A 25,933-nucleotide genomic window follows, 5' to 3' on the forward strand; every position below is an offset into this window, starting at 1 on the left:
ATCAATAGCCCCCCAGGCGCACGGTGGCTTGGCGCAGCACCGTCTTGGGCGGGGCAGGGATCAGGCCCGAGAAGGCCGTGAAGGTGGCGCCCGTCGTGTCATAGCTGACCGACACGGTCAGGCGGTCGGTATGGGCTTCGACGGTCATGGTCGCGGCGGCCGGGCGCAGGCTGGCGTAGTCGGTGACTTCGTTAGTCAGGGTCGTCCGGGCTAAGGACTCGCGCTCGGCGTTGTCCAGCCCCGCCAGGGCGGCGCGGGCCGAGTCATTGGCCAGCTGTTGCACCGCGTGGGCGGTCCAGAGGTATTGCCCCCAGACCATGGTCCCGATCATCAGGATCAGGAAGACCGGACCCAAGATCGCGAACTCCACCGCCACCGCGCCGCTTTCGGCCCCGCGGGCCGGGTGACGCCTTTTGCGTTCCGACATGCGACTTCTCCTCTTCTGGAAGAGCAGTGTGCGACGGCGCAGCTTTTGATTGGTAAGGGACGCGATCAGCGGATTACACGCGATTCATGCGACATCCTGCCACACGGCTCCATGCGCGCCTTGGGTGTTTTGGCGGTTGCGGCGCAACAATAACGCGACTATCGCATAGTCGCGGGAACACGGTTTCCGTCGGTTAGTCGACACTTTTACGCGTTTTACGGAATGGCGAGAGGTCGTCTTGAAGACACAGGTTCCAGAACCCCAATCGGTCACGGCCGGCGAGATCAGCCGCAACTTCGGGCACTGGCAGGACCGGGCGCTGGAAGCGCCAGTCATTGTCACCCACCACGGTCGCCCGCGTGTCGCGGTGGTCTCGGCGGCCCACTTTTACAATCTTTCGGGCGACATCACCGGCCGCCGGGTCGAGGGGCGGTCCGAAACCGCGCTTGCGGCGTTGCGCGAGGCGATGAGCGAGGCCTTCGTCGCCTTCGACGAGACGCTTAGGGTCGTTCAGGTCAACCACCCCTTCGAAGCGCTGGCGGGTCTCTGCGGTGGTCAGCTGGATGGCCTGGGCTGGAGTGAGCTTTTTCCCGCGCCTTGCCAGGCCCTGATCGGCGAGCATCTGCTGCGCGCCCTGAAGGCGGGCGAGATCACCGAATTCGAGGCCAACGCCTCGCCCAGCGGCGACCGGCGCTGCAGCATGAAGGCGTTTCCCTATCCGGGCGGGGTGGGGCTGCTGCTGCTGAACCGCAGCGAGGAGCGCGACCTGCGGCGACGTTTCGAGACGGCCAATGCGTTCCGGACCGCGACCTCCAACCTGCACGATGTGGGCGCGGCGCGGCTCAACATCCGTGGCGTCTTCGCCGAGCTGGACGAGCGGTTCGCGACCATGACCGGCTTCAAGGTCGAGGAATTGCTCGACTATCGCCTGACCGATGTCATTCGCCCTGCCGAGCGCCACGCCCTGGCGGCGCGGATCGAGACCGTACTGAGGACCAATGAGCCGGCGTCGGTCGGGGCGACCCTGCTGGTCAAGAACGGCGGCGAGCGGGAGATCGAGCTTAGTCTGGCGCCGTTGCTGGAAGAGGGGGCGCCCATGGGCCTGATCGTGGCGGCGCGGGTCGTCTGATTTTCACGCCCTAGACACGTTCAGGCCCGCGTTTGCCCAGGGGCGGTGGTTGTCGGCGGCGCCATTGACCACGCCGCCGCCCAGGGACCTGTTTGAGCCGAGCACGTGACCCGTATCCGCCGGGTCTCAATTGAGTGGCCCCCGTCGTGGCGCCGCTATCCAGACATAGAAGGTCGGCAGCACCAGCAGGGTCAGCACCGTCGAGGTCAGGAGGCCGCCGACCACCACCGTGGCCAAGGGCTTCTGGACCTCGGCCCCCGGACCTATAGCCAGGGCCATCGGTATGAAGCCCAGGATCGCTACAAGCGCCGTGGTCAGCACCGCCCGCAGGCGGCCGACCGTGCCGCCGATCACGGCGGCGGCGATGTCTGTCTCGCTGGCGACCCTCTGCCTTATGCTCTGCATCAGGACGAGCCCGTTCAGGGTGGCCACGCCGGAGACGGCGATGAAGCCGACCGCCGCCGATATCGAGAACGGCATCCCCCGTAGCAGCAGCGCCAGGGCGCCGCCGACCAGGGCCAGGGGCACGCACGCAAAGACCAGCGCCGCCTCTGTCGCCGAACCCAGGGCCAGGAACAGCAGGATGGCGATGACCAGGAACACCGCGGGCACGATGATCGCCAGCCGGGCGCTGGCCCGTTCGAGGTTCTCGAACTGGCCGCCCCAGGTGAGCCAGGAGCCTGGCGTCGGCCTGACCTCGCGGGCCACCGCGGCTTGAGCGTCGGCGACGAAGCCGCCCAAGTCGCGGCCCCGGACATTGGCCTGGACCACGATCCGTCGCTTGCCGTTCTCGCGACTGACCTGGTTGGGCCCCTCGGCGGTGTCGAAGCGGGCGATGCTGGACAGCGGGATGGCTGTTGGGCCGCCGCCGCCGTCGCTTTCCGAGACGACAGGCAACTGCCCCATGGCGGCCGGGTCGGTGCGACGGACATCGTCCAGGCGTACGACCACGTCGAAACGGCGGTCGCCTTCCAGGATATGGCCGGCCTCGCGCCCGCCCAGGCCGATCTCCAGGGCGTCGGCCGCGTCGCTGGCATGGACGCCGAGCGCGGCGGCGGCCGTTCGGTCGACGCTGGCGGTGATGGTAGGCTGGCCCGAGATCTGCTCGACCTTGACGTCGGCCGCGCCGGGGACCCCGCGCAAGGTCGCGGCCACCTGGTCGGCCGTCCGGCTCATGGCCGCGAAGTCGTCGCCATGGACCTTCACCGCCACATCGGAGCGAACGCCGGCGATCAGCTCGTTGAAGCGCATCTGGATCGGCTGGGTGAACTCGTAGGCGTTGCCGATCAGCTTGCCGAGATCGCTCTCCATCCGCTCGACCAGCTTGGCCTTTGGCAGGTTCGGATCCGGCCAGTCCTTGCGGGGCTTCAAGATCACGAAGGTGTCCGAGGCGCTGGGCGGCATCGGATCCGAGGCGATCTCGGCCGTGCCCGTGCGGGTAAAGACCAGGGCCACCTCGGGCTGGGCCGAGAGCACCTTTTCCACCTCGAACTGCATGGCCTGGCTCTCTTCCAAAGAGATCGAAGGCACACGGCTGGCCTGGACCAGCAGGTCGCCCTCATCCAGCGTCGGGGCGAACTCGCGGCCCAGAGCGAAGAAGACGACAAGGCCGATCAGAAGGGCCGCCGCCGCGCCGACCGCCACGGCCGCCGGCCGCGCCACGGCGGCGCGCAGGGCCGGCTCGAAGCGGGTGCGGACGGCCTTCATGGCGCGGGTCTCGCCATGGCCCTTGGGCTCGCGCACCGCCAGGGCGGTCAGCGCCGGGACCAGGGTCAGGGACAGCACGAAGGCGCCGGCCAGGGCGAACATCACCGTGGCCGCCATGGGCGTGAACATCTTGCCCTCGACGCCCTCGAAGGTCAGCAGCGGGGCGTAGACCAGCAGGATGATCGCCTGGCCGAAGGCGGCGGGGCGGGCCATCTCCTTGGCCGCTTCGACGGTGACCGACAGGCGCTCGCCGGCGGTCAGATCGCGGCCCTCGTTCCGGCGACGAAGCGCCAGGCGACCCAGGGTGTTCTCGATGACCACCACCGCGCCATCGACGATCAGACCGAAGTCCAGCGCGCCCAGGCTCATCAGGTTGCCGCTGATCCCGAACCGACGCATGGCGATGGCGGCGATCAGGAAGGAGAGGGGGATGACCAGGGCCGTGATCAGCGCGGCGCGGAAGTTCCCCAGGGCGAGGAACAGCACCGCGATGACCAGCAGGGCGCCGACCGTCAGGTTGTGCTCGACCGTGCGAATGGTCGCATCGACGAGCCGGGTGCGATCCAGCACCGGCTTGATGATCACCTCCGGCGGCAGGCTGGGCGCGATGGCCTTGAGGCGTTCGTCGACCCGTGCGGCCACCGTGCGGCTGTTCTCGCCCACCAGCATCAGGGCCGTGCCGATCACCACCTCGCGGCCGTTCTCGCTGGCCGAGCCCAGGCGCGGGGCGTGGCCGATCGCGACCGTCGCCACGTCCGAGACCTTGACGACGGCGCCGCCCCGACGGCCGATTGGCGTATCCGCCAGCTCGACCAGGCTTTTGACCCGCGCGTCGGTGCGGACGATATAGGCCTCGCCGCCGCGCTGGACATAGCCGGCTCCGGCGATGCGATTGGAATGCTCCAGCGCCTCGACCAGCTGGGGCAGGCTGATGCCACGCGCGGCCAGCTTGGCCGGATCGGGATGGACGGCGTATTCCTTGACGTAGCCGCCAAGCACATCGACGCCAGCGACGCCGTTCAGGGTTTTCAGCTGCGGCGCGACGATCCAGTCCTGCACGGTGCGTAGGTAGGTGGCCTTCTCGATGTCGGTCCGCAGCGTTTCACCCTCCGGCGTGACGTAGGGAGCGCCGGTGCGCGCGGCGGCGCCCTTGAACTCGACGGTCCAGATGTAGACCTCGCCGAGACCGGTGACCGGCGGCCCCATGCTGGGCTCCAGGCCATCGGGAAGGTTGGCGCGCGCCGCCTGAAGCCGCTCATTGATCAAGGTGCGAGCGAAATAGAGGTCGGTGCTGTCGGTGAAGACGGCGGTGATCTGCGAGAAGCCGTGTCGCGACAGCGAGCGGGTCTCGACCAGACCCGGCGTTCCGGCCAGGGCCGTCTCTAGCGGGAAGGTCACTTGTCGCTCGACCTCCTCGGGACCGAGCGCCGGCGCGATGGTGTTGATCTGCACCTGCCGGTTGGTGATGTCGGGCACGGCGTCGATCGGCAGGCGCGACAGCTGCAGCAGGCCGTAGCCGAACAGGGCGACGGCCAACAGGACGACAATCCAGCGGAAGCGGATCGACAGGTCGATGAGGCGGTTCAGCATGACTAGTCCTCGTGCCCCGCTTCGCCCTTGCCCAACTCGGCCTTCAGGCGGAAGGCGCCCTTGGCGGCGATGACCTCGCCGCCGGCCAGACCCTTGAGGACCTCGACCGAACCGGCGGCGGTGCGGCCGGTGACGACGGGCGTGGCGCGGAAACCCTTGGGCTCGACGACGAACACCACCGTCCGGCCTTCCAGGGTCTGGACGGCCTCGGCGGGGACGGTCAGGCCGCTTTGCCCCCTGGCCAGGACCACCCGGGCCGAGACGATCGAACCGATCTGCGGCGCCGGCGCGGTCGGCTTGGCGCGGACGATCGCCGCGCCGGCGCCCAGCGCGCTGGGGGCGACGGCGACGATGCGCGCGCTGGCCTCCCCGCCGTCGGGGCGCTGAACCATGATGGCGTCGCCGACCTGTATGGCGTTGGCCGAGGCCGGCGGGGCGTCGAAGACGTATTCCACCTGACCCTGGTCGGCGATCTCGGCGACGAGGCCGCCTTGGGTCAGGAAGCCGCCGACGCGCGCGTCCACGCGGGTGACGGTCCCGGCGAGCGGGGCGCGCAGGACCGCCACGCCGCTGGCGCTGGGCGCGCCCTGAGCGGCCGCCTGGGCGCGGGCGGCGCGCAGCTCGGCCTGCGCCTTGTCGGCGCCGGCTTGACTGGCCTCCCAGTCCTGGCGCGCGACGACACCGGCCTCGAACAGGCGACGGTCGCGGACGGCGGCCGCTTGCGCGGCGCGCGCGCCGGCCGCGGCGGTGTCAACGCTGGCGCGGGCTCCGGCGCCCTCGGCGCTGCGCAGGGTGGCGATCGCCGCATTGGTGGTCACACGGTCACCGGCCGCGACATGAACGCGCTCGACCGTTCCCGACACCGGCGCGCCCAGCGCGGCCGAAGCGTTGGCGGCCAAGGCGACCCGGCCAGGCAGGACCAGTTCGGAGCCGCCGCCGCGCCCGACCGTGGTGGTCAGAACGCCGGCCTTGGCCGCGTCGGCGGTCGAGAGGGCGACGAAATCTTGTTCGTGATGGTCCTCTTCCTCGGCGTGGGCTTCAACAGCGGCGGGCGCCTTGTCGATCAGGCGGCCCAAGCCGAAGCCGAGGCCGGCGGCGGCGACCAGTGCGACGGCCGTTCCGGCCAGGATCCATTTGCGGTCGGTCACGAGGCGTCTCCCAAAGCGATCTGTCCATTGGCTTGGGCGAGGTCCGCCTGGGCCTTGACGCGCGCCAGGCGCGCCTCGATGTGGCGTTGCCGCGCGGAGATCAGGTCGCGCCGGGCGGAAAGGACTTCGAGCAGGGGCAGCTTGCCGGCCTCATACCCCAGGCGCGCTAAGCGATAGGCTTCGCGGGCGGCGACTTCGCCCTCCCGGGCGGCGGCGAAGGATCGTTCCGCCGCGCGGGCCTCGCCCTCGGCGCTGCGGCGATCGGCGGTCGCGTCGGCCTGGACCATCAGGAGGCGGGCCCGCGCGGCGTCGGCTTCGGCCTGGGCCGATTTCACCGCGCCGCGGTTGCGGTCGAACAGCGGCAAGGGGAGCGAGAACCCCGCCACTGCGGCCATGGCGTCGTCGCCGGCGAGGCGGCGAACGCCGAAGCTGACCGTGACGTCGGGCGCAGCGCGCCGGCGCTCCAGATCGAGCCTGCGGCTGGCGACCGTCTGCTCGGCCGTCGCGACGGCGACCGCCGGGGGCGGAGCGCTGACGGGGGAGGTGGGCCAGGTACGGTCCAGCACGCCCGGCGTCACGGCGCTGAAGGTCCGCTCGCCGCCGGTCAGGGCTGAAAGGCGCTCCAGGGCGGCGCCGGAGTCGGCCTCGGCGCGGGCCTGCTCGGCCTGCGCCGTCGAGACCGCCGACCTGGCCTGGAGGGCGCGCAGTTCGGCCTCCTTGCCATTGTCGACCAGCAGTCGCGCGGCGCGGGCGTCCGCCTCGGCCAGGTCGACGGCGTCCCGGGCGACCACCAGCCGCTCGGCCGCCGCCTCGGCGGTCGCATAGGCCAGGGTCAGGTCGTGGGCGAAAGCCACGCGGCCCAGGCCGGCGCGCGAGCGGGCGGTGTCCAGCTCGGCTTGGGCGGTGGCGACGCGCGCGCCGCGCTTGCCGCCCAGCTCCAGGGTCTGGCCGACCGACAGTGTTGTCTCCGCGCTCTGGAAGTCGCGATAGGGGCCGTCGCCGCCGACATTCTCGACCTGCAAGTCCAGGGTCGGGTTGGGACGGGCGCGGGCCTGGAGGGCGCGGCCCTCGGCGGCGCGTGTCTCGGCCTCGCCGATCACTAGGCGCGGAGCCGTGGCCTCGCGCAGAAAGGTTTCCAGCGGTGGCGCGGTCTGGGCCTTGGCCGCGCTCCATAGCGCGCCGCAGGCGACGGACGCCAAGGCCGCGCGCAGCGGCCATCGGTTCGATGACATCAAAGTTCCTCGCAACAAAAGGACGACGGCGCGCGGGATGCGCGCGGATTGTCAGGCGCGAGGCGGGTGGTCGGGGGGCGAGGTTGGGCGCGACGCCAGCGCGCGGGCCGGGGTCGTCATATGTTTGGCGATCCTGGGCGACGGCGCGGCGACGGTCAGGGTTGGCGTGTCCAGCAGGGAGCCGGCATGGTGGCAGTGCCCGCCCAGGCAGCAAGCCGCCTCGCAGGGCGCGCTGTCGCCCGATTGGTCGGCCTCGGCCGTCTGGTAGGCGGAAGCGCTGGCCGGTGGCTCGCTACAGACACAAGCCGCCGAGGCGATCATCGGCGCGACGACAAGCATGGCAAGGACGCAGGCGGCCAGAAGACCCCCCAAGCTCCGCGACCATGTCGTCATCTTCAGCATGGCGCTCTAATAGCGTCAGCGCGCCAAGTTGAGAACGCGTTACATAATCACAGCCCAAGCGTCGGGAGCCCGCGATCGCCGTCTCTTGGGATCGAGGTCATCGACGGCTCTTGACTCATCACTGACCTTGGGTGGGGCTGCTTTCAAGAGGTGAACCTCTCGTCCAAATCGCCCCCGGTGCCGCAAGGACGCCAGCTGTAGACGCAAGCACGAGACGTGCTACGGTTGGATCGCGTTGCAGTTCAGGTTTTCGCGCGACCTTTAGTGGCCGGCTTGCTGTCCAGCTGGTCGCAGCATGCCAAGAGCCTTAGACCGTATGCAGTCGACGCTTCAGCCATGAAGGCGGGCGTTATGGTTATGATCCAGAACGCCAGAGCCGCGGCAAGCGCGACCTCAACGACAGCGGCGGCCGACACCTGAGGCGTCAGCGTCCGCCAGTGGAGGCCGATCAGCATGCCGTTGACCACCAGGGCGACGAGCAGAATCGGCACGGCCAATGGCTTTAGCGCCAGGAGGTTTCGCCGAAAGCCGTAGGCGGTATTCTCCTGCAGCAGGAGCTTGAACCGCTTCTCGTCCCGGGTGGCCTCGCGTAGCCAAGTAACGCAGGCGCGATAGCGGCTGTCGGCCTCGGCCGGATCGGCGCGCTCGTCGTCGGGCGACGGCAGCGGCAGACATTTGCCGCCCAGAAAGCTGTGGTAGCGCTGCTTCGTGTGGCGGTCGACGCGCGAGTCCTCGTGGCGCAGCAGCGCCGTCGACAGGGCGGGACCAAAATCGACCAGCTTGGTCTCGAGGCGCTTACCGGCGCCGCGCGCCACCTGGGCCAACACGTATGTGACGCCACAAAAGGTCAGCAGTCCCGTCAGCGCACCGAGCGCCGTCCAGGCTTCCGGCAGCCATATGGCGGCCAGGAGAAGCAGCGGCAGCAGGGTCAGGAGTGCCGGGTTCTGACGCGCCGTCCATTCATAGGCGCTCGGAATGGGCGTTCTCGGCAATGCCATGGTCAATCCGTCTCCTTGGAACTGGTGGCGGCGACCGCCGCAGCGCTGATGGCGCGCATGTCGTCCATGCCGCGGATCAGGAAAGCCTTGGGCTGAAGCTCGTTCTCGCCGACTACAGCCGCCGAACGCCGGTCCTTGCCCGACGGCGTCGCCGCGCCGAGGTGACTGTGCCAAGTGCCGGCGAAGATCAGCGCACCGCGGGTGCGTTCGGTGAGATCCATCCGAGCCTCGGTCAAGCCCTGGACGCCGAGCACGAACTCGGCGCGCGAACGGATGCTGTCGGGCGGCGCAGGGTGGATGTCCGTCACATAAATCCGCTTGGCAATCAGGGAATGGAAACCGACTAGGACGCCGCCGGTCTCAACCTTGGCGTAGCGTTGGACATCGGCCTCGATCGCGGCGAGCGCGCGCGGCGAGATTGACAGGCTCCAGCCTTCCAGACCTTCGAGGGGCATCCGCCGCCAGGCCGGCGCGGCGACTTGGCGATGCTGGACGCCAAGGTCCTGGCGAAGAAGCAGGTCGATGCGCCCTTCGGTGAGCGCCGGGTCGGCGTCGGCCAACAGCTGGCTCATCGTCGCGGCCATCATGCTCAACTTGGCGTCGCTGACCTTCATGGTCAGGGACCCGCAGCCCTGGCCGACATTGATCGTCGCCAACTGGCCGTCGGCTGGAAAGAGATGGCGTCCGACATCGGCGTCGCGGTGGGCCAGGGCATATAGTTCACCCATCAGCTCCACGCCGTCAGGGTTATGACCCAACCCCTCCGTGGCGAAATAGCCAAGGGCGCCGTGATCGAACAGGCCAGCTTCGATGACCCTGGGCTGCGCCTCGCTGACGCTGCCGGCGAGGTCTTCGCGCACGATCGTCGAAGCAGTCGAATTGACCAGCCAAGTCACGGCCTCGACCCCGTCCAAACCGTCAAGCAGAGCTCGGTGGTCGCCGTACACGGACACGATCGGCTGGCCGAAGCCGGTGATCGTCTCGGCCAGAAGGTCGGCCTTGCCACCCAACCACCCCAGCTTGCTGTTCGGATCCGGCGTCAGGGCATGGCGGGCGGCGTTGTGGGGCTTCATACTCGCGCGGTCACCGCAGATGCCCGGGGCGTGACCGTCGCGAGCGCGGTGCAGGGCAATCTTGCTTCCAAGGCTTCCGCAGCCCAGCAACGCCCAGGGCGCGCCCGCCGACGCATCCGTCAGGCGCCCGAGCAGGTCCGGGGTGATCTCGGCGTACACTGCCAAAGGCGTGACCTTCGCGTTGCCGATGCCCAGCCCAACCTTCTTGGCGTGGATCAGGTAGGGGATCAGTTCGATGTCACTCTCACCGCCGACCAGCGGATGGGGCCTGCGCACGGCCAGGACGATCGGTGCGGGGATCGTCTCGCCCTTGTCGAAATCGAACCGGCCGATGGTGGCCAAAGCCGCTGCGAGGCCGTCGCGCAGGTTCAGGCGCTGCGCCAGGGCCAGAAGGCTTTGAACGTCATCGACGCCATCCGGCTCATAGTGTTTGCAGATCGCGGGGCCACCACCCTTGGGGTCGCGGCCGGCCCAGACCAGGAAGCCCAGGCCCGTGCCGGCATGGAGGTCGCCCTTTCGCTCTGAGACACGCGAGGCATCTCGCGCGGTCTTCTCGCTGATCTCGCGCCGAAATTGTCCGATGAAGAGGTCCTGCTGCGCCTCGGTCGGTCGCCGCCAGCCGTACGACATGTCGAACAGTTTCCGCCCGCCCGCCGGGGTCACCAGGCGGCGCAAGTGATCCGGATCAAGGATCAGATAGTCCTTCAGCGCGTCGCGGCGCATGGGCTCCCACCCCTGGGCTGGATCGATCAGGCAGCCCTCGGCGGCCTTACGCAGCCAGATGACGAGCTGGTCGATGGTCCGCCAGGCACCGTTGGCGGCGAAGAACTCGTCCAGCGAACCGTCGACCAAGCAGGGGATCGGCCGGCCGTCCGGCGTCCTATAGGGCTGGACGTGTGGGTGGTCGCGACTGAAGTCCGGCCGCAGTGAGGGCACGGGCGCGCTCAGCGGGAACGAGGCCGCGAAGTCAATGCGTACTACCTCCTGCGGTCGCACTCCCTTGGGGCTTTCGCCTTCGGCGGCCCAGCGCGAGCCGAAGCCAAGATCCAGGGTAATGTCCAGCCGCGCGTCGTCGCCCGGATAGAACGGGCCCTGCACGCCGATCACCGCCGGATGGGCGATGATCTCGTGTACGGCCAGCGCGACGGCGGCTTGATCGACCGTCATGGCTCAGCCGTGCCCCACCGGCTTTGAGCCGATCAGCCCGTGGGGGAGGGGCTTGGCCCCGATCAGGCCGATCGAGGCGGCGGCCGCGGCCCTCGAGACGGCCTTGGACGAGACCGCCTTCAAGCCGCCAGCCTCGATCTCGAAGGTCAGCGGCTCGGGGCCGCCATCGCCCAGGCAGAGAAACTCGCCGCTGACGTCCTTGGCGATCGCCTCGTACTCGCGCTTGGCGCGGATGCAAGGCGGATCGGCGTCGTCGTTGCAGATCGGCTTGGAACTGGCGATGAACTTGGCGCCTTGCCGCGCCTGGCCGAGCGCGTCGCGCGCGTCCGGGCTGACCTTGGCGTCCTCGCCCTTCTGGTTCCAGCTGTCCCACGACAGGCTGTGCCAGCTGCAGTGGTGCGGCGTCAGCAGCAGGTCGTAGCTCAGGCGATCCTTGTCCGACTTGTTGCGATCCCAGACGCGCTCCCAGATCGCCACTTCGGCGTCGCCACCCACCAGCACGCGGCACGCGTCGCTGGTGTAGCCCGAGCCGATCTTGAAGCGGGCGATAATGCTGGAGTTGTTCTTGGACAGCGTCTCTTCGACCTCCTCGTCCTGCGGCTTGATCGGCGCCAGCAACAGACCCTCGAAGTTGTTCTCCACGAACCCGCCGATCGTGGTCCAGGTCGCGCCGCCACGCACCAGGATCGGGCCGAGATCGTCGGTCTTGCCGTCGATATCCTCGCCCATGATCAGGATACGGTCGCCCTCGCCCAACCAGAGGTTGGTCTTGTACTTGTTGACGCGGCGGCGTGCCTCGGTGGCCCACGCCTTGGCGTCGTCACACAAGTTGTGGGTCTTCTTGTCGGCCCGGCGGAACACCAGCGGCGAGGACCACATCTCGCGAATGACGATCTTGCCGCTGCCCTTGACGTAGTCGTCCAGCGGGCCGGTGTGGAAGTGTGTGATGAAGCCGCTGATGTGGTCCTTGTCTGGGTGGGACAGCATCATGACGTCGACGTAGGGGCGTCCCTCGCTGTCGGTCTTCAGCCTGTCCTTCAGCTGCTGGGCGACGTCGGGCGTGTCATCGTCGGCGTCGTCGGCGGCCTTACGGATGTTGCAGTCAATCAGCAGCGTCTTGCCGCTGTCGAGGGTGATCAGGGTCTGGTCGCCGCAGCCCACGCGAAAGTGCTCAATCTTCGCAGTCATCTTGTTTCCTTCAGCTATGCGCTGACGGTCCCGGCTGGCTCCCTAATCGCTCGAACGGGTGCCGGTGGCGGCGAGCGATTAGGGAGGCCCCGAGACAACCGTCCTAGCGCTTGTCCTTCGGCGGATTGGGGTCGTGGCCGTGGCTGTCGCTTTGGCCGATGCGGCCATCCAGGTTGTGGATGCGCAGTTCCGTCCCCTGGTTGCGACTGATGGTGCGCCCGCTGTCGACGGCCTCGCGCTTGGTGTCGAAGTGGCCGCTAGCGCGTTGGGCGCCGCTCCGCTTCACATCCCAACCACCCTCCGAATTGGGGACAATGTGATGGGCGTCCGGCCCAGCCTTCTTGTTCAACTTTTCTCTCCATCAAATTTGATGCCAACAAAAACGATGGCAACAAATTTGATGTAGCGCAGCGCTCGCGACTTGCCAACATTTTTGTTGGTGATACGACCCTGTTTGAACTCGTCTGGGTTCAACGATGGAAAGTGCGCATGCCGATCACGATGAAATTCAACCCAGGGTTCCAAACGGACGAGGAGGCCGTTGCTAACTTCATCGTTCGAAAGAACGAATTGGCGCGCGTGCTGGCCGCTTTTGAGTTGGGTGGCCGCGCAAGGGTCCTTGTCACTGCGCCTAGAGGGGCGGGCAAAACGACGCTCTGCCGTCGCGTGATGGCTGAGGCTCGTGAGGGCGGCGCACTTTTCGAACAGTGGCACCCGATCTTTCTCGGTGAGGAGAGTTACACGGTCACCACGCCTGGCGAGTTTTTCCTGGAGTGCCTGTTCCATCTGAAGGATGGGGACGATGCGCCAGGGCTGCGGATCAAGTATGAGGACGCCGCGGCGGCAAGGTCCGAGGCGGAGCTCCTGAGAAGCTCTTTGGGCGCCCTAAAAGGTCACGCGAATGCTATCGGAAAGCGTCTGCTTATTATCGTAGAGAACTTGCACATGATCCTTCGTGAGCAAGTTTCTAACAACGCAGACATTCTTATAAATGAGCTCAGTGATGCATCTGCATTTGGCGTCCTGGCAACCTCGGTTGCGCGCGCGAGGGGTGACAAAGTTTTAAACCTTGTTCAAAGCTTTGACGTTGTTCAGTTGAAGCCGCTGACACTTGAAGAGTGTCGCTTACTATGGTCGAATTATTCTCAGCAGGACGTTAGTCTCGAGAAAATTCGACCATTGCACATTTTGACCGGTGGAAGCCCGCGCCTGCTTCATATTCTTGCGGATTTCATGAAGACGCCATCTTTGCGCGATCTCATGGATAATCTGAACTTATTGATCGATCAGAACACTGAGTATTTCAAAAGTCAGCTGGACGCGCTGCCTGCCACTGAGCGAAAGGTATTTGCCGCTCTACTTGATTTATGGGACCCCAGCTCAGCGAAGCAAGTTTCGGAGGCGGCTCGCGTAGAAACAAATATAGCCTCCGCAATGCTATCCAGATTGAGCGATCGGGGATCCGTGGTTAAGGAGCCCGGGAAGGGTCGCCAGGCAATTTACTATGCATCTGAGCGACTCTTTAATATATACTATTTGATGAGGAGGAGAAATCACCCCTCTGCACGCGTTCATGCGCTCGTGTCATTTATGACGGAGTATTATGATCGTGACGAACTGGTTAACACTACGGCAATGCTTGTTCGTGAGGCCTGCTCTCTGGAGCCGGGGCGTCGCGAAGACTATCATTCGGCGTTTGGTGCAATCATCGCGCGGGTTTCGGATGCTGTGCGCCAAGCCATTCTTGATCAGACGCCTCAAGAGTTCATCCGACCGTTCCGAGAGGCGCAGCGGCTAGTTCAAGAAGTGCCTACGCGGGCTGAGGGGGGCGCGAGCAAGGCGACCGACGAACTGGCCGACCGCATCGAGGCTGCCGCTGACGCCGGCGACCTGAAGCTGGCTGAAAGTCTCATTCGAGAGGCGCTGGCGACCAATCCAAATTCAAGCAGCATGTGGCTACGCCTTGCCATTCTTCATCACCGTCAAAAACAACCAGAGCAAGCGCTGGAGGCGGCGAAAAAGGGGCGAGACCTCCGGCCCGAGGATGCATGGGCCCATACCATTGTTGGGCTGCTGCAAATCCGTTCGAGCGAAAAGGCAGAGGGTGAGGCGTCCCTTCTGCAGGCAATTGCTATAGATCCCAATAAAGCTATTCCGCTAACTGAATTGGCGCGATACTATTCAGAGATCAGTGCTGACGATAAAGCTATTGATTTCTTCGAGCGAGCGAGTTCTCAGGCACCGTTGCGGGATCCCGCGCTAGCTCAGTACGCGCTACTACTCATGAAATTGTCGCGAGCCGGTGAGGCGGAGAAAATTCTCGGCGGCCAAGCCGGTGAGCATGCTGACAGCTATCTAGCGCGACGCGTCTTGGCGGACATTTACGCTGATAGCGGTCGAAAGGATGAGGCCATTGCCCTGCTTCGCGATGCTGCGGAGCGGCACCGAAACTGGGAATCTTGGGCGGATCTCGGTGTGTTTCTCGCCCAGCAGACCGATGACGCCGCAGGGTCGCGCGCGGCGCTCGAGGCGGCGATCGCGGAAAAGAAGGACGAGCCTAGCCTATATCGCCTCTTGGCCCGAAAAATGTTGGATTGCGGTTCGACGGTTGAAGAGGTGAAGGTATTGGCCCGAAGCATGATCGACAATGCTCCAAAGCGGAAGTCGATACGTGCAGCCGCCGGGCAAATATATCGCGATGCCGGCGATGATTTAACTGCAGAGAAGACGTTCCGCGAAGCTATTGAAATGGGGTCAAATCTAGCGAAAATTCGCCTTGCTAGTCTAATTTTGTCAAACGGCGGGTCTGAAGGTGAGGCCGAGTCGCTCTACCGTGATGCTTCTGAAAAGGTCAAAGATAATTGCCGTCCGAAGAAAGAACTTGCTGAATTCCTTGTTCACAAAGGTGAGGATAGTGAAGCTGAGAGCATCCTCAATCAACTGTACGAGACGCACGCAGATTGCGTATGTGCGTTGACTTTGCATGGGCAAATTTGCGCTAGGCGCAAGGAGAAGGACGCTGCGCGCGAGAGGTTCAGGGCAGCGCTCACTGCAAGCGGCGATCAAGCAATAGCGGCCATGACAGGCTTGGCGTTGGTGGTCGAGCAAAGCGAAGCCGAGGAGCTTATCGCTCGCGCTATTAAAAGATGGCCGAATGATCCACGGCCATTTCTGACGCGCGCCCAGCTAAAAGATGGAATTATAACCGATAGAATAAGAGATGCTCAGCGGGCAATTGAAATCAAAGAGGACTATACCGAAGCTCATCTTATTTTGGCGAATTTCCATGCTGTTGCAGGTGGAGTCGACGAGGCGGTGGTCCATCTTGACCATGCATTGCGAGACTTGCCGAAGAAGCGGGAGCTTATTTCGGCCTTTGTGTCGAGCGCCATGGTCGTTGCCAGAGGCGGTGCCAGCTCTGAGGTAAGCTCGATGATTCATGCCAGAGGGGCCGAGAGAATGCTGGAGCCGTTGGTGGTGGCGCTTCAGATTATCCGTGGCGAAGAGCCGTTGGTGGCAAAGGAGGTATTAGACGTCGCGACAGACATCGCCAACGGTTTCGGCTGAATGGCGTCGATGCTGTGGCGTTGAAGATCCTCGAGTAGGCATGGCGTGGGGGCGGTTCGACGAAGGTCGGTTTTCTGGCACTGTGTCCAGGGCAGCTTCTGGCGCTCCATCCGCGCGAGGGTCTTGAGGTTGACGGCTAGCTTGGCGACCCGTTGGCCAAGGCCAGCATCGCGCGGCGCATCCGCGTCCCGTTCTGGTGGCCGGCGGCCGAACGGAAGACGTCCCTGGCCCTTTCCGACAAGTCTTGGGGAAGTCTGCTCAGCCAAGCCGAAAGGGCTGCCTGGCGCATCGTCACCCAATGACGTCCATCCATGCTGCTCAGCAACGGCGCCAAGACCTTCTCCAGAAAAGCCTCGCCGAACTCGACCGTCAGAAACGCCTCTAAGATCGTTTCATTGGCCATGCTCATGAAATGCTCCGGGGCGACGGGCGTGTCCTCCAGCACTTCCAACGCGAACCGGCGCACAAGATCGTCAGGACCATCGGGCAGCAGGCGCGCGGCGCTCTGCAGCCGGTGAAGAAGATCGGGATCATCCGTGCGCGCGGCCTGACGAACGAGCGCATCGATCGCCGGCCCCAGGGTCCCGCCAATCCTCACCCCTTCGAACCGCTCGGCGAGCTCATTGAGCTGATCATAGAACGGACCGCCCGCTTCCAGGGTCGCCGTCCAGTCACTGATCGGCAGCATCGCCAAGCTCTCGGCCAAGATTTCCGCCACTTGCATGCGGAGAGGTTGAGCGAGCGCCATGGGCAGAAGCTCGCTGGCGATCAGGTAACGAACGGCGGGCGTCATTCGCTTTAGAAGCCGAATGAATTGAGGGCGGTTAGCCGCCACTTGCCAAATCTCGTCGGTACTGTTGCGGCTGACCTCCAGATAGAGGACCGGCTTCTTCAAAATGTCGCTGATCCGAAGCTGGCCGGGCGTGCGACGAACCCGCGCCGTCACCAGGGCAGCATAGAGCGGAGCGGTGCTTGAGTCCTCGCCGATCCTGTCGACGAGCTTGGAGAGCGTTAGATCCCCGGCGATCCTGGCCAGCCGTAGCTCCATGGCCTCCACAGCCTGGGCGTTGGCGTCGACCCACACCCGAAGATCCCCGAACGGTTGCCTTAGCGGCTGTCCCGCAGCCGCGCCCAGAAGCAGAAGTGTCGGCAGGACGGAAGCCCCTTGCCGCATGCAAGTGCTGAGGTGCTCGCCAAAGCCCGCGCTCGAGGTGAGGTGCTCGATCGATGGCCGCGCGGCGGGGACGTTGCGCCAGGCCCGCAGGAGCCCTTCGAGAGCCGGCCGAGCGACGATATTGAAATCGTCAGCGCCGTCCCAGAGCGTCTTGACGAACTGCGACCAGTCGATGAACCGCTCCCACTGCGCGCTCGCGCGCCACAGGGACTGGTGCTCGCCTTCTTCGGTCCAGGGTTCCATAAGCTGGGCGAGCGCCAAGGCCAGGACCATGGGCGGGTTGGAGGGGTCGATCCCGCTCAGATCCCGGTCTGCGACACGCTCGGCGAAGTCCAGCTCCACCGCCGCCGTTCCATGGAGCTTCAGTTGCGGCGTTCGGACCCCGTCGCTCTTGGCCGTCTTGGTGATCAGCTCGACGACGTCGAGGATCGCCGATGAGGCCTCGGCCAACTGCTCAGACTGAATCTGACTGATCCTGGCGGGGATCGCCCAGATGATGCGCTCGCGCTTGGTCTTGGAGACATGGTCCAAGACGGCGGCGAGCGCCGATGCGTCCTGCGACTGCTGCGGCAACCAGGTTGCGGTGTTGATGACGCCGTCGGCCAGGCTGTTCCAGGCCGATTTCCAGTTCTGGTCGCCAGATCGCTCCAGCCGCGCTAGCATCAGCGCGGTCCTCGACAGGGGAACCTGCGTCGAGCCGTGACGGAAGCCATCGATCAGGCGGCGAAACACCACCATGAAACCGACATGCTGGGCGAGCCGCGAGAACTCGGCTTCATCGCCCTTGGCGATCGCGTCGCGCAGCGGTCCCTCGATTAGGATCTGTCCGGCGGTTTGCGGCGGCGCGCCATAGCGCAGCGCCGCCACGCCGCGCGTCCAATCATCGTCGAAATCGACCATCCATGGGGGCGGTTGGGCCAGATGGGCCCAGATGCTCTTTTCGATCTCTTGGCGGTGGGCGGCGTAATAGGCCATGGCCGCGAAGCTGACCTCCTCGCGCCACTGCATCCAGAGCGTGGCGATCTGGTTGACGAAGGCGTTGATCGAGCGCGGCGTTCGGCCATCCAGGCCGCGTTCTTCGAGGATGCGCGCGGCCGCATCGATCCAGGCCTGATCGACATCCTCGCCAAACGCCTCGCGCAGTCTACGCGCCAGATAGTCTTGCCACTGGGTCAGGACCGGGGTGGGAAGGCGGAAGACGACGTCGAAGGTCTTTTCGGCGAAGCCTTGGGCGACGTCGTGCTTGTCGCCATGCACCCGTGCGATGGCCACTTCATCTACCGGCAGCAGCACGGTCGGTGGGGGCGACGGGGTCATGGCGCCCGGATCGCCGTGGAACAGGCTGCGTATCGTGCTCCACAAGGTCAGAAGCTCGGCATCGGGCAGACGGTCGAGGTTGTCGATCACGAAGACAAGGCGATCCTGAGTACGCGCGCGGATATGGTCGAGCACCTCGCGCAGGAATTTCTGGAACTCCAGGGCGGTAGGATCGGGGTCCTTGGTCTTGCGGTCCGTGCGCGTCTCGCTGACCTTGTTGGCGAACAGCGCGCTGGCCTGGCCGCCCTTGTCCTTGGCACCCAGCAGTCTGGCCAGATTAATCAACATCAGCGTCACGAACGGCGCTGCGCATAGAAACAGCGCGCCAAGGAAGACGTAGCCGAAGCTGTGCTGGCCGATGACCAGCGCGCCGAACTGGGCCTCGTCCATCCAGTCGGCCTTCAGGAACTGGAGGGCCAAGGGGATCAGAAGCAGTAGGGCCAGGCAAAACCCGGCGCCGACGGACAGGGTGGGGGTCACTGTCGATTCGGTCTTCTCGGTCTTGCCCAAGAGCCTGTCGAGCTTGTCCTGAAGGGGTTTGATATCGCCCATGGCCTGTCGGCCAGTCCATCGCATCAGCTCCTCAAGGAAGGCGCGCCGAGGCGCATCGCTCTGATGCAGCCAGGCGTCGTAGAGGAAGAAGCGCACGGATTTGCCGCGCAGCTGGTTTTCCACGAGCTGGACGACGGTGGACTTGCCACTGCCCCAACCGCCCAGCAGCCCCACGACCTGAAGCGGCGGGTTGTCGATCAGGGCTTGGGCCAAGGCTTCAGCCAATCGCGAGTGCGCGCCAAACTCGTCTGTCGCCTCACCCCCCTCGCGGATGAAGCGCACGCCGCGCCCCGGCTTCTTGGCGGTCATAGTGCCCCCTGACCCGAAAGGCCTTCGGCGCCCACGCCGTCGCACCCTCCCGAGCGCGCGTCTAGCCCAAAGCCCTCTTCAATACCCCTGAGGGTGGCGAGCGCCGTCGAAACTGGCAATGGGAACAGGCGGCCGAAATCCTTCCGAGCGTCGCGCCGAAATCACCGCTGGGCCCCCACGCTGATCGATTTCGCCCCACGTCTAGCGACTTGAATGTCCAGTTCCTGGAGGGGCTCTAACGTCAGCAACTGGCGCGCTTTCGCCGACCGTGCGCCGTCAGCGCCGGGGTGCACTCTCGACGCAGCGGTCCGCACTTTGGCGCATTGAACAGCAACTTCCTCCACTTCCGATCTACAGCAGTCAGGAGATGGAATTTGAGCGCCTTGCCAGCCTCAGTTGTGTACTGGATTTAAGTCGCCAATAGGCTACGCTGTGCCTAAGCTCGCTTGAGGTTAGCATGTCGACGCCCAGGTCACCACAACACCGTCGGGAAGTCCGGATGGAGGTGTTGTCTATACTGGCGCTGATTGCAGCAGTCGTCGGCGTCATAGTGACCGCAAAGTCGGGAGGGACTACGAACCTACCGACCGCGCGCGCCGCAGCAATCACGACGGACGAAGTTCCGCCATACGGCGCGCCGGATAGTCGTACTGCAAGCTCTAGTGCCTATGAGGAGAGTCAGTCTCGCCATATGGCCCCAGCCGCTGCGGCGGCACCGGATGCAAGCCCGTCCGCATTAGACTCGGGCCGAAACGATTCCGGACATCGCGATGGAAGCGCCGCGGTCTCGGAGCTCAAGTTCTCGGAGCCACCGACCCGACGGGATCCGCCCGCACAGAAGCCGCAGGATCCTAATTTCCTCAGATACTCAGAAAGGCCTAGCAATTGATCTCAAGCTTACTGCGGGCCGCAACTGCCACGGCCTTGGCCGTTTCGAGCTACAGCGCTCCCCAGGGACCGCTCGACGTTCAGGCGACGCTACCGTTCAAGATCAAGGATTCTGGCGGAGAAAAGAATCTCTTCCGGATAGCCTTTCGTGCGACATCGACCATCAGTGCCGATGTCCCGGTCACGGCGATCCGATTTGGCCAACCCTACGGACCGATTGACCAGGCCTTTGGCTGGGAGGCCATGAGCCTGGCTGGGAACACATGTGTAGTGCGCGAATACCGGCTCAAGGGTTTGGAGGTCTGGGGACGTTACCCAAATCCAAAGGACTCCCTCCCTGAACTAAACTCGCTCTACAAGGAGACCCCTTGGATCATCGCGCCTGATCGCGCGTCGATTATTGTCGCCGATTTCGATTGCGAAGCTCCCATCGTCGATGGGGAAATCTTCGACATCCAAATCCGAATTTACGCAAAAATCGGCCAAACTTGGCGTCCCGTGTCCTTTACTTTTCAGGACAAGAAGGTAGCGCCCCAAAGGCCCTGAAGTCTCGTTCGCGCATGGGGCTTCAGGTCAAGGCCTGCACGCTCATTGTCGCCAACAACGGCGAAATCGACAGACTTGCAGCGATCCTACGGACGCCTGGCGGCGTAGATCCCAGTATCACAGCCGCTTTCCACTCCTAAATCGTAGCAAGCCGCAGGTTCCGCGGGCCCTCCGATCAGCAGCACCAAAAGTTGCAAATTTGGCGATACTCGATCAAGCTGAATGCTGAGAAGCTTCGGGGGGATGGGCATGGCCAAATTTTGCTCGGAATGCGGAGCCGCGCGTCTCGATGAAGGGATCAACTGCGGGACCTGCGGGCACAACTTTGACAGCCCGCTGTCGGATGAGGGCTCCTTGGAGAGCGAAGTCTCCGAACAGCCCGCCCCCTCTTCCGAGCTACCGGTCGATGGGCCGTCAGACGACGCAGGTCGCCGAAGGATCTATCTAGTTGGTGGGTTGGTCGCTCTGGCGGCGCTGTTCGCCCTGGTCGGCTGGTACGCGACACGAAGCGGCGGCACGGGCCAAAGCCCAGGGGGCAGCGCGGCCCCAGTTCAGCAGGCTCTCAACAAGGCGGCTTTGCCGGATGATGAACGTGCTCTGCTGAATTCGATCGGCTTCGACACACCTGTTACCCTCAACGTAAACCCCGGAGGCGTCGTAGATCTTGAGCCAGCGGGATTCCGCGCGGTCTTTTTCGAGCCGCATTCCATGGGCCTGGTTTCCCTACTGCACGCCAGCGACAAGCTTCCGGTGGTGTCGAACAGCCAAAGCAAACGGCGCTGGGATTTTGACCTGAGCCGTCTTTCCGGCGAGGGGAGCAGTCGGACGTTTGTCGCAGGCCAACGTGTCGTAACCGGCCGCTCGAATTTCGAGAGCTGGAAGGAGGGGCCCGTCCAGAACCGCGCAGCCACGATAAGCTACGTCATCGAAGTCTCGCCTGACCTGACGGGCGCAACGACGAAGCGGATTGAAGGCCTGGCATTTCGGCTGGTCTATCAGCGTGATCCGGCGGTTGGAGAATGGCGGGTGGTCAATCCCAGCCCGTTCCAAGAGGAGGTCTTGAAGGAGCGACTCGCTGAGGAAGGCGCGGCCAAGCTGGCGAGCTTGGCCGAGGCGGTCGAAAAGGCGCGCGCTCAAGCGACAGACGAGGAGGCCGAACGACTGAAGCGAGAGGGGCTGCTCGAACAGGACCCGGCTAACGAGGACGTGCTGCTAGTGAGGAGCGCCGGCCTTGCCTATTACAAGAAGGTCCACGCCTTCCCGTCTGTAACCACGCCGGAGTTGATTGCATATTGCGCGAATTTGAAAGTGAAGGGCTACGGCGAGTGGCGGGTCGCCAGCCTTGATGAGTTCGAGCAGGCAAAGGGTACCCAACATTTCTCCGAAGTTCCAAAATGGCGGGACACGACCGACGGGCGCCTCTGGGGAGACATGAATCGTCCTTCACACCCTGACGGTGCGGCCAGCATCCTGACGAGCACTGTCCAAGGCAATAGCGGGCGCGCATCGATCTACGAAATGCCAGCGCAAATGTACGCTCCGAGACTGGCGGCGATCACGGTCGACGGTAGTCGGAGAGGCTGTTGCGGAAGTCCAAATCTTGGATCTTTGAGCTATTCGAAGGATATGGAGCGGGTGCGCATAACCCCCTTCTTCGAAGAACATGAACTTCGCACCGTGTGCGTAGCAAGAATTCCATAGAAGCTCTGAGAGCCGTCCACGCAGCGCCCTTGGCGGCATAGATCGGAACTCCTGACAACGCCGCCACTTTCCAGGCATGCTCCCGCCTGGCCCGCGCGCCTGATGGCGTGCCGTGATGTGTCATGCCAAGCTAATGTCGGCTAGGCTCGGCCGTAAACACAGCATAGCGTTCAGGCGCATCCGAGAACGCCGCTCGCGCTAGGAAGGCCTCAAAGAGTGACGATCCGCGCGCCTGAAGCGTCTCGAAACTTTCATCCCCTCGCGCTGGGATGCGATCTGAAGAGCTCGATAGGGCAGGCGGACCGGTCCGTCATATTTTGAGGGCGCGACCTGCGTAGCCTCGGGGCGGGCGATATTGAGGTTGTCGACCAGCTTCTGGCAGGCCGCGTCCCAATCCGCGCAGCCCATCAACACCTTGCTGACCAGCCGGCCTAGACCGGCATAGCTCTTTCGGCCTCGATCTATGCGCCGGACCAGCGTCTCCTGGTACCCACGCGGCTTGGCACCCGAGGATTGCGATCCCACTATCGTGACAAGAAGAGCTGGCGACCTTCTTGTCTGGGCCGCGTGACGTCGCTTTCTTGGAGCCCTGCCAAGTTCCGCTTCTGGCGCACACGATCCCGCCGGCCGATGGCTTGACGACCAGGCGGGGAGGGGCCGCCCGAGCCGCCGCGCCTAGTGCTGCGGATCTTCGAACTTGCCCAGGATTCTCCGGCCCAATCCGCCAATGAGAAAACTGCGCTAGGGCGGGCTAGCTGCGCCGCCTGCGCTCCATCGGGCGTAGGAACGACAGATGCACCTGCCGGCCGTTCATCCCCAACGCGTGACGGGCACACAGCGCATCGGCAACAGTCATTTCGCGTATATGTGAAGGGGCGATCTCGTAGCCGAACGTCTGGGCCGCATCTGGCAACTGTCCATTGGGAAGTCCCAGAATCTTCCGGAGAATGCGCTCGTCTATGTAGTAGAACTTCTCAAAACTGAGTGGTGCCGGTTCCAGCGGCGGGCGTTCGCGAAAGCCGTGGGAGCGGTTTGTGGCGCGGTCGATCCGGGCCACCAGCGTGTACCAAACCCGCTTGTGCTTGGTGAGCTCTCGACCCAGCGCGTGATCGATGTCCAGCCCTCGGGCGCAGTGACCAAAGACCTTGCGCGCCGCGTAGCGATAGTTTGCGTAGTCGGGCGCAACATAGAGCAGTCGCAAATTGCCACGGATGATCACGAAGGCCTTTTGGGGCGAGATCTTGCCGATTTGGTAGAGCTTCCCGTTGAGCGAGAGAGCCATGGAGTGAAACTTGTGCCCGGCGATCGGGATCTCACCTAGGCTTAGACCGCCTAACCATCGCCTGGCCCTTTGGGTCTCGCTCCGCGCGGCCAAGGTTTGGCCCGTTGAAGCCTTAGCGCCAATCGCCGACATCAGCTGTCAATGTCCTCGAAGATGGCCTGGACCTCGACAGGCGCATCCGGGGGAGCTGGCGACGCCTTGGTCGAAGGCGTCTCCTCGGGGAGCTCACCGAGCCACTCGTCGATCATGGATCGGAAGGTGTCAAAATCGGGGGACGCGAAGGGGCGCGCCTTCAGGTAATTTTCCACGTAGCGCAGAGCGTCCTGAAGGTCATCGAGATAGTGTTCGCCATCCTTGCCGACCTGGTCGCGCCAGCGCTGCATCGTCGCGACCGGATCTTTGAGCCAAACCTCGTTGAGTTCAGCTTCGAATGCTGAGAGCTCCTCGGACGTGAAGAGGCTGGTGCCGCCCTTGGCTTCCAAGAAGCCGACCTCGAACATCCCGTAGGCGTTCTCCAGAAGGGTCTGTACGGCGAGCTTGCGGCCCTGCTCGGGCAAAAGCCCGAAGGCGTGTAGCCGCACGAGCAGGGCCAGGGTGGTGTCGTTGGCGAGCCATATCCCCAGGGTGTTGCCCAGCTGGCAAATCTCCGGTCGCATCGTCACGAAGATTTCGAGGAACGCGCGATCGCAGCGGTAAGCCAGGAAATACTCTAGGGCGTTGTCGAGCCTGGCGTCCTCAAGGCGCTCAGCCACTTCGCCATAAAGACTTGGCGGCACCTGAACGAGGTTGGGTTTGGTCGGTAAGCCGCAGGCTGCCTCCGTGACGAGCCGTGAGACCTTCACGCCGCGCACGTAGAGGGTGACCCGTTCAGGGGACTCAGCCACGATCGCGCCAAATGCGTCCGCGACGGTAGGGTGTCGGTATCTCCAGCGCGGTCCCTGCGGATGGAGGACAAGCTGGGTCAGGCTGTCGCGCAGGTGCTCCATCGCCCGTCGCAGAGCCGCAGGGGTCACGTCCAACAGATCACAGACCAGCGCCAGATCCTCGGTCGGCTTGATCGGCGACAAAACCTCGCCCTCAGCGTTGAGAAAGATCAAGGCGATTGCCGCCTGCGAGGCGTCATCAAGGGCTGAAAGGACCTCCTTGAGGAAGTCGATCGGCTCTTCGACGAACCGATTGAGGCTATAGGCGTCAAGCTTGAGGCTGCGGGTGAAGCGAGGATCGCCAAGCCGGCGCGCGATCTCCGGCAAGAAGCGCTTGTGAGCCGCGATGGCCGGCAGCATCGGCTTTAGCGCCGCAATCATCGCCTTGGGCTGCGCGCCGGTTTTGATGTGATTGTAGAGAATCTGCGCCCGCTCGGTGGTGGTGAGCTCTTGGACATCGATGATGACCTGGCTTTCTTCGAGCGGCTTGAAGCGGTCCACGCGCAGATGCTGCTTTGCCGCCGACCAGATGTAGTTGCGCGACGTAAAGACGATCTTGGTGCCGGCACGAACGGCGGTGTCCAGCATCGGCAGGGCGCTATTCCAGTCGCGCACGCGGGCGATGTCGAGTTGGTTGGGCCCGAATGCGTCATCGACCCAGAGAAACTGCCTTTCGTGCGGGTTCCAGTGATCGAGCTGATCGGGGCGCGAGATGAAAAGGGTCTGGACGCAGCCCCCGTCCAAGGCCCCGAGCGCGAGCGTCGCGGCGATCGTCGATTTGCCGGCCGCAGGATCGCCAAGCAGCAGCGCAAACCCCTTTTCCTGCAGCGCCGCGACGGCCAACTGGTGGGCTCTTGTTGGGACGAAGCACCTCAAGTCATCGCCCAAGGTGCTCAGCATGTGTCGAGCCTGGACCTGAGCGCGCTCGTCGAGGATCAGCGACAGGTCGCCAATTCCGTAGACGCGCGGCGCCATCATGCGCAGGGCGGGCCGGGTTCGCAGCTGATGTTCAATCCAGCCGCCATCGAACACGCGGCAGACCTTCGCACCGGCTGCTTGGAACGCGGCGGCGATCTGGGCCTCGGCCTCGCCGGACACGCCAGCATTCGTCATGACGATGTAGTCGTGCGCCAAGCCTTTCGCGGCTAGGGCCGATACCTTCGCCAGCTCCGGCTTCAGGTGCGAAAGGCTGAGCGTCGCGCCGGGCTTGCCGATGAATTTACACTGGATCGTCGATCGTCCGTCGGCGATCTCCTGTGACCCGCCCCAGGCGCCCAAAAACGCTGCGTCGCGACCACCGTCTCGCGAGTGCAGGAAGCTCTGGACGGGGCGCTGCAATACCTCGCTCGAAATCGCGACGCACAGGTCCTGAAAGGCTTTCCAGCCTAAAGCGCGAAGATCGAACAGGCGGCAGGCTCCAACCTTGACCGTTTCCCTTCGACACTATGTCGGAGTCGCGTCGATGCGCCACCTTGGCGTGCGCGCTAGGGTAGCGTAGGTGCAAGCTTGAGCTGCGATAACCCGCGCCTCCAAACGTCAAGCAGAACGGAACCATGTCGGTTCAAACACAGGAAACAAAGCGTCGGCGGCACGCGCACTGAACGTCGCGTTTC

The 25,933-nt window shown here is 64.5% G+C and carries 16 protein-coding genes; 4 read left to right on the forward strand and 12 right to left on the reverse strand.

What is annotated here, in order from left to right; translation table 11 throughout:
* Nucleotide 1: 1 nt before the first annotated feature.
* A complete protein-coding gene (locus tag AC1RRV_RS12245) occupies nucleotides 2-427 on the reverse strand; it encodes a TadE/TadG family type IV pilus assembly protein (protein ID WP_492859911.1) in 426 nt (141 codons plus the stop codon).
* 238 nt (nucleotides 428-665) lie between these two features.
* Between AC1RRV_RS12245 and AC1RRV_RS12250 the strand changes: the two genes are divergently transcribed.
* A complete protein-coding gene (locus tag AC1RRV_RS12250; RefSeq protein ID WP_492859912.1) occupies nucleotides 666-1,556 on the forward strand; it encodes a type II toxin-antitoxin system prevent-host-death family antitoxin in 891 nt (296 codons plus the stop codon).
* Nucleotides 1,557-1,682: 126 nt separating this feature from the next.
* On the opposite strand, the gene AC1RRV_RS12255 is transcribed toward AC1RRV_RS12250, so the two are convergent.
* The 8 genes from AC1RRV_RS12255 to AC1RRV_RS12290 form a co-directional block, all read right to left on the reverse strand.
* A complete protein-coding gene (locus tag AC1RRV_RS12255; protein ID WP_492859913.1) occupies nucleotides 1,683-4,853 on the reverse strand; it encodes an efflux RND transporter permease subunit in 3,171 nt (1,056 codons plus the stop codon).
* Between the two features lie 2 nt (nucleotides 4,854-4,855).
* On the reverse strand, nucleotides 4,856-6,001 hold the full coding sequence (locus tag AC1RRV_RS12260; RefSeq protein ID WP_492859914.1) for an efflux RND transporter periplasmic adaptor subunit: 1,146 nt from the start codon (nucleotides 5,999-6,001) through the stop codon (nucleotides 4,856-4,858).
* Nucleotides 5,998-7,233: a TolC family protein gene (locus tag AC1RRV_RS12265; protein ID WP_492859915.1), complete on the reverse strand. Its 1,236-nt coding sequence runs from the start codon at nucleotides 7,231-7,233 to the stop codon at nucleotides 5,998-6,000. Before AC1RRV_RS12265 ends, AC1RRV_RS12260 begins: the two co-directional genes overlap by 4 nt.
* A 51-nt stretch (nucleotides 7,234-7,284) precedes the next feature.
* Nucleotides 7,285-7,572 (reverse strand): hypothetical protein, encoded by a 288-nt coding sequence (locus tag AC1RRV_RS12270; RefSeq protein ID WP_492859916.1) that lies wholly within the window; start codon nucleotides 7,570-7,572, stop codon nucleotides 7,285-7,287.
* 305 nt (nucleotides 7,573-7,877) lie between these two features.
* Nucleotides 7,878-8,639: a hypothetical protein gene (locus tag AC1RRV_RS12275; RefSeq protein WP_492859917.1), complete on the reverse strand. Its 762-nt coding sequence runs from the start codon at nucleotides 8,637-8,639 to the stop codon at nucleotides 7,878-7,880.
* Nucleotides 8,636-10,873 carry an anti-phage 6A-MBL system cap2_3 protein gene (gene cap2-3, locus AC1RRV_RS12280; RefSeq protein ID WP_492859919.1) on the reverse strand — a complete coding sequence of 746 codons (2,238 nt, stop codon included), beginning with the start codon at nucleotides 10,871-10,873 and terminating at the stop codon, nucleotides 8,636-8,638. The genes AC1RRV_RS12275 and cap2-3 overlap by 4 nt, the downstream gene beginning before the upstream one ends.
* A gap of 3 nt (nucleotides 10,874-10,876) precedes the next feature.
* Nucleotides 10,877-12,061, reverse strand: coding sequence for an anti-phage 6A-MBL system MBL-fold protein (gene mblB, locus AC1RRV_RS12285; RefSeq protein WP_492859920.1), 1,185 nt, complete (start codon nucleotides 12,059-12,061; stop codon nucleotides 10,877-10,879).
* A gap of 103 nt (nucleotides 12,062-12,164) precedes the next feature.
* Nucleotides 12,165-12,410 carry a DUF2188 domain-containing protein gene (locus AC1RRV_RS12290; protein WP_492859921.1) on the reverse strand — a complete coding sequence of 82 codons (246 nt, stop codon included), beginning with the start codon at nucleotides 12,408-12,410 and terminating at the stop codon, nucleotides 12,165-12,167.
* A 140-nt stretch (nucleotides 12,411-12,550) separates the two neighbouring features.
* Here AC1RRV_RS12290 and AC1RRV_RS12295 point away from each other — a divergent pair, with 140 nt between their 5' ends.
* On the forward strand, nucleotides 12,551-15,628 hold the full coding sequence (locus tag AC1RRV_RS12295) for a tetratricopeptide repeat protein (RefSeq protein WP_492859922.1): 3,078 nt from the start codon (nucleotides 12,551-12,553) through the stop codon (nucleotides 15,626-15,628).
* 136 nt (nucleotides 15,629-15,764) lie between these two features.
* Here the strand turns inward: AC1RRV_RS12295 and AC1RRV_RS12300 are convergent, their stop codons facing one another.
* A complete protein-coding gene (locus tag AC1RRV_RS12300; protein WP_492859923.1) occupies nucleotides 15,765-18,980 on the reverse strand; it encodes a P-loop NTPase fold protein in 3,216 nt (1,071 codons plus the stop codon).
* A gap of 924 nt (nucleotides 18,981-19,904) precedes the next feature.
* Here AC1RRV_RS12300 and AC1RRV_RS12305 point away from each other — a divergent pair.
* Nucleotides 19,905-20,414 carry a hypothetical protein gene (locus tag AC1RRV_RS12305; protein ID WP_492859924.1) on the forward strand — a complete coding sequence of 170 codons (510 nt, stop codon included), beginning with the start codon at nucleotides 19,905-19,907 and terminating at the stop codon, nucleotides 20,412-20,414.
* A gap of 243 nt (nucleotides 20,415-20,657) precedes the next feature.
* Nucleotides 20,658-22,115 carry a hypothetical protein gene (locus AC1RRV_RS12310; protein ID WP_492859925.1) on the forward strand — a complete coding sequence of 486 codons (1,458 nt, stop codon included), beginning with the start codon at nucleotides 20,658-20,660 and terminating at the stop codon, nucleotides 22,113-22,115.
* Between the two features lie 751 nt (nucleotides 22,116-22,866).
* Here AC1RRV_RS12310 and AC1RRV_RS12315 read toward each other — a convergent pair.
* Complete coding sequence (locus AC1RRV_RS12315; protein ID WP_492859926.1) at nucleotides 22,867-23,397, reverse strand: hypothetical protein; 531 nt, start codon at nucleotides 23,395-23,397, stop codon at nucleotides 22,867-22,869.
* A gap of 131 nt (nucleotides 23,398-23,528) precedes the next feature.
* Nucleotides 23,529-25,658, reverse strand: coding sequence for an nSTAND3 domain-containing NTPase (locus AC1RRV_RS12320; RefSeq protein ID WP_492859927.1), 2,130 nt, complete (start codon nucleotides 25,656-25,658; stop codon nucleotides 23,529-23,531).
* Nucleotides 25,659-25,933 lie beyond the last annotated feature (275 nt).

The sequence above is a fragment of the Caulobacter sp. GW821-FHT11E10 genome, assembly GCF_058808375.1.

Excerpts from the sequence above, each read along its gene's own strand:
- AC1RRV_RS12245 (WP_492859911.1), bottom strand. The coding sequence starts at position 427 with ATGTCGGAACGCAAAAGGCGTCACCCGGCCCGCGGGGCCGAAAGCGGC.
- AC1RRV_RS12255 (WP_492859913.1), bottom strand. The coding sequence starts at position 4,853 with ATGCTGAACCGCCTCATCGACCTGTCGATCCGCTTCCGCTGGATTGTC.
- AC1RRV_RS12265 (WP_492859915.1), bottom strand. The coding sequence starts at position 7,233 with ATGTCATCGAACCGATGGCCGCTGCGCGCGGCCTTGGCGTCCGTCGCC.
- AC1RRV_RS12270 (WP_492859916.1), bottom strand. The coding sequence starts at position 7,572 with ATGCTTGTCGTCGCGCCGATGATCGCCTCGGCGGCTTGTGTCTGTAGC.
- cap2-3 (WP_492859919.1), bottom strand. The coding sequence starts at position 10,873 with ATGACGGTCGATCAAGCCGCCGTCGCGCTGGCCGTACACGAGATCATC.
- mblB (WP_492859920.1), bottom strand. The coding sequence starts at position 12,061 with ATGACTGCGAAGATTGAGCACTTTCGCGTGGGCTGCGGCGACCAGACC.
- AC1RRV_RS12295 (WP_492859922.1), top strand. The coding sequence starts at position 12,551 with ATGCCGATCACGATGAAATTCAACCCAGGGTTCCAAACGGACGAGGAG.
- AC1RRV_RS12300 (WP_492859923.1), bottom strand. The coding sequence starts at position 18,980 with ATGACCGCCAAGAAGCCGGGGCGCGGCGTGCGCTTCATCCGCGAGGGG.
- AC1RRV_RS12310 (WP_492859925.1), top strand. The coding sequence starts at position 20,658 with ATGGGCATGGCCAAATTTTGCTCGGAATGCGGAGCCGCGCGTCTCGAT.
- AC1RRV_RS12315 (WP_492859926.1), bottom strand. The coding sequence starts at position 23,397 with ATGGCTCTCTCGCTCAACGGGAAGCTCTACCAAATCGGCAAGATCTCG.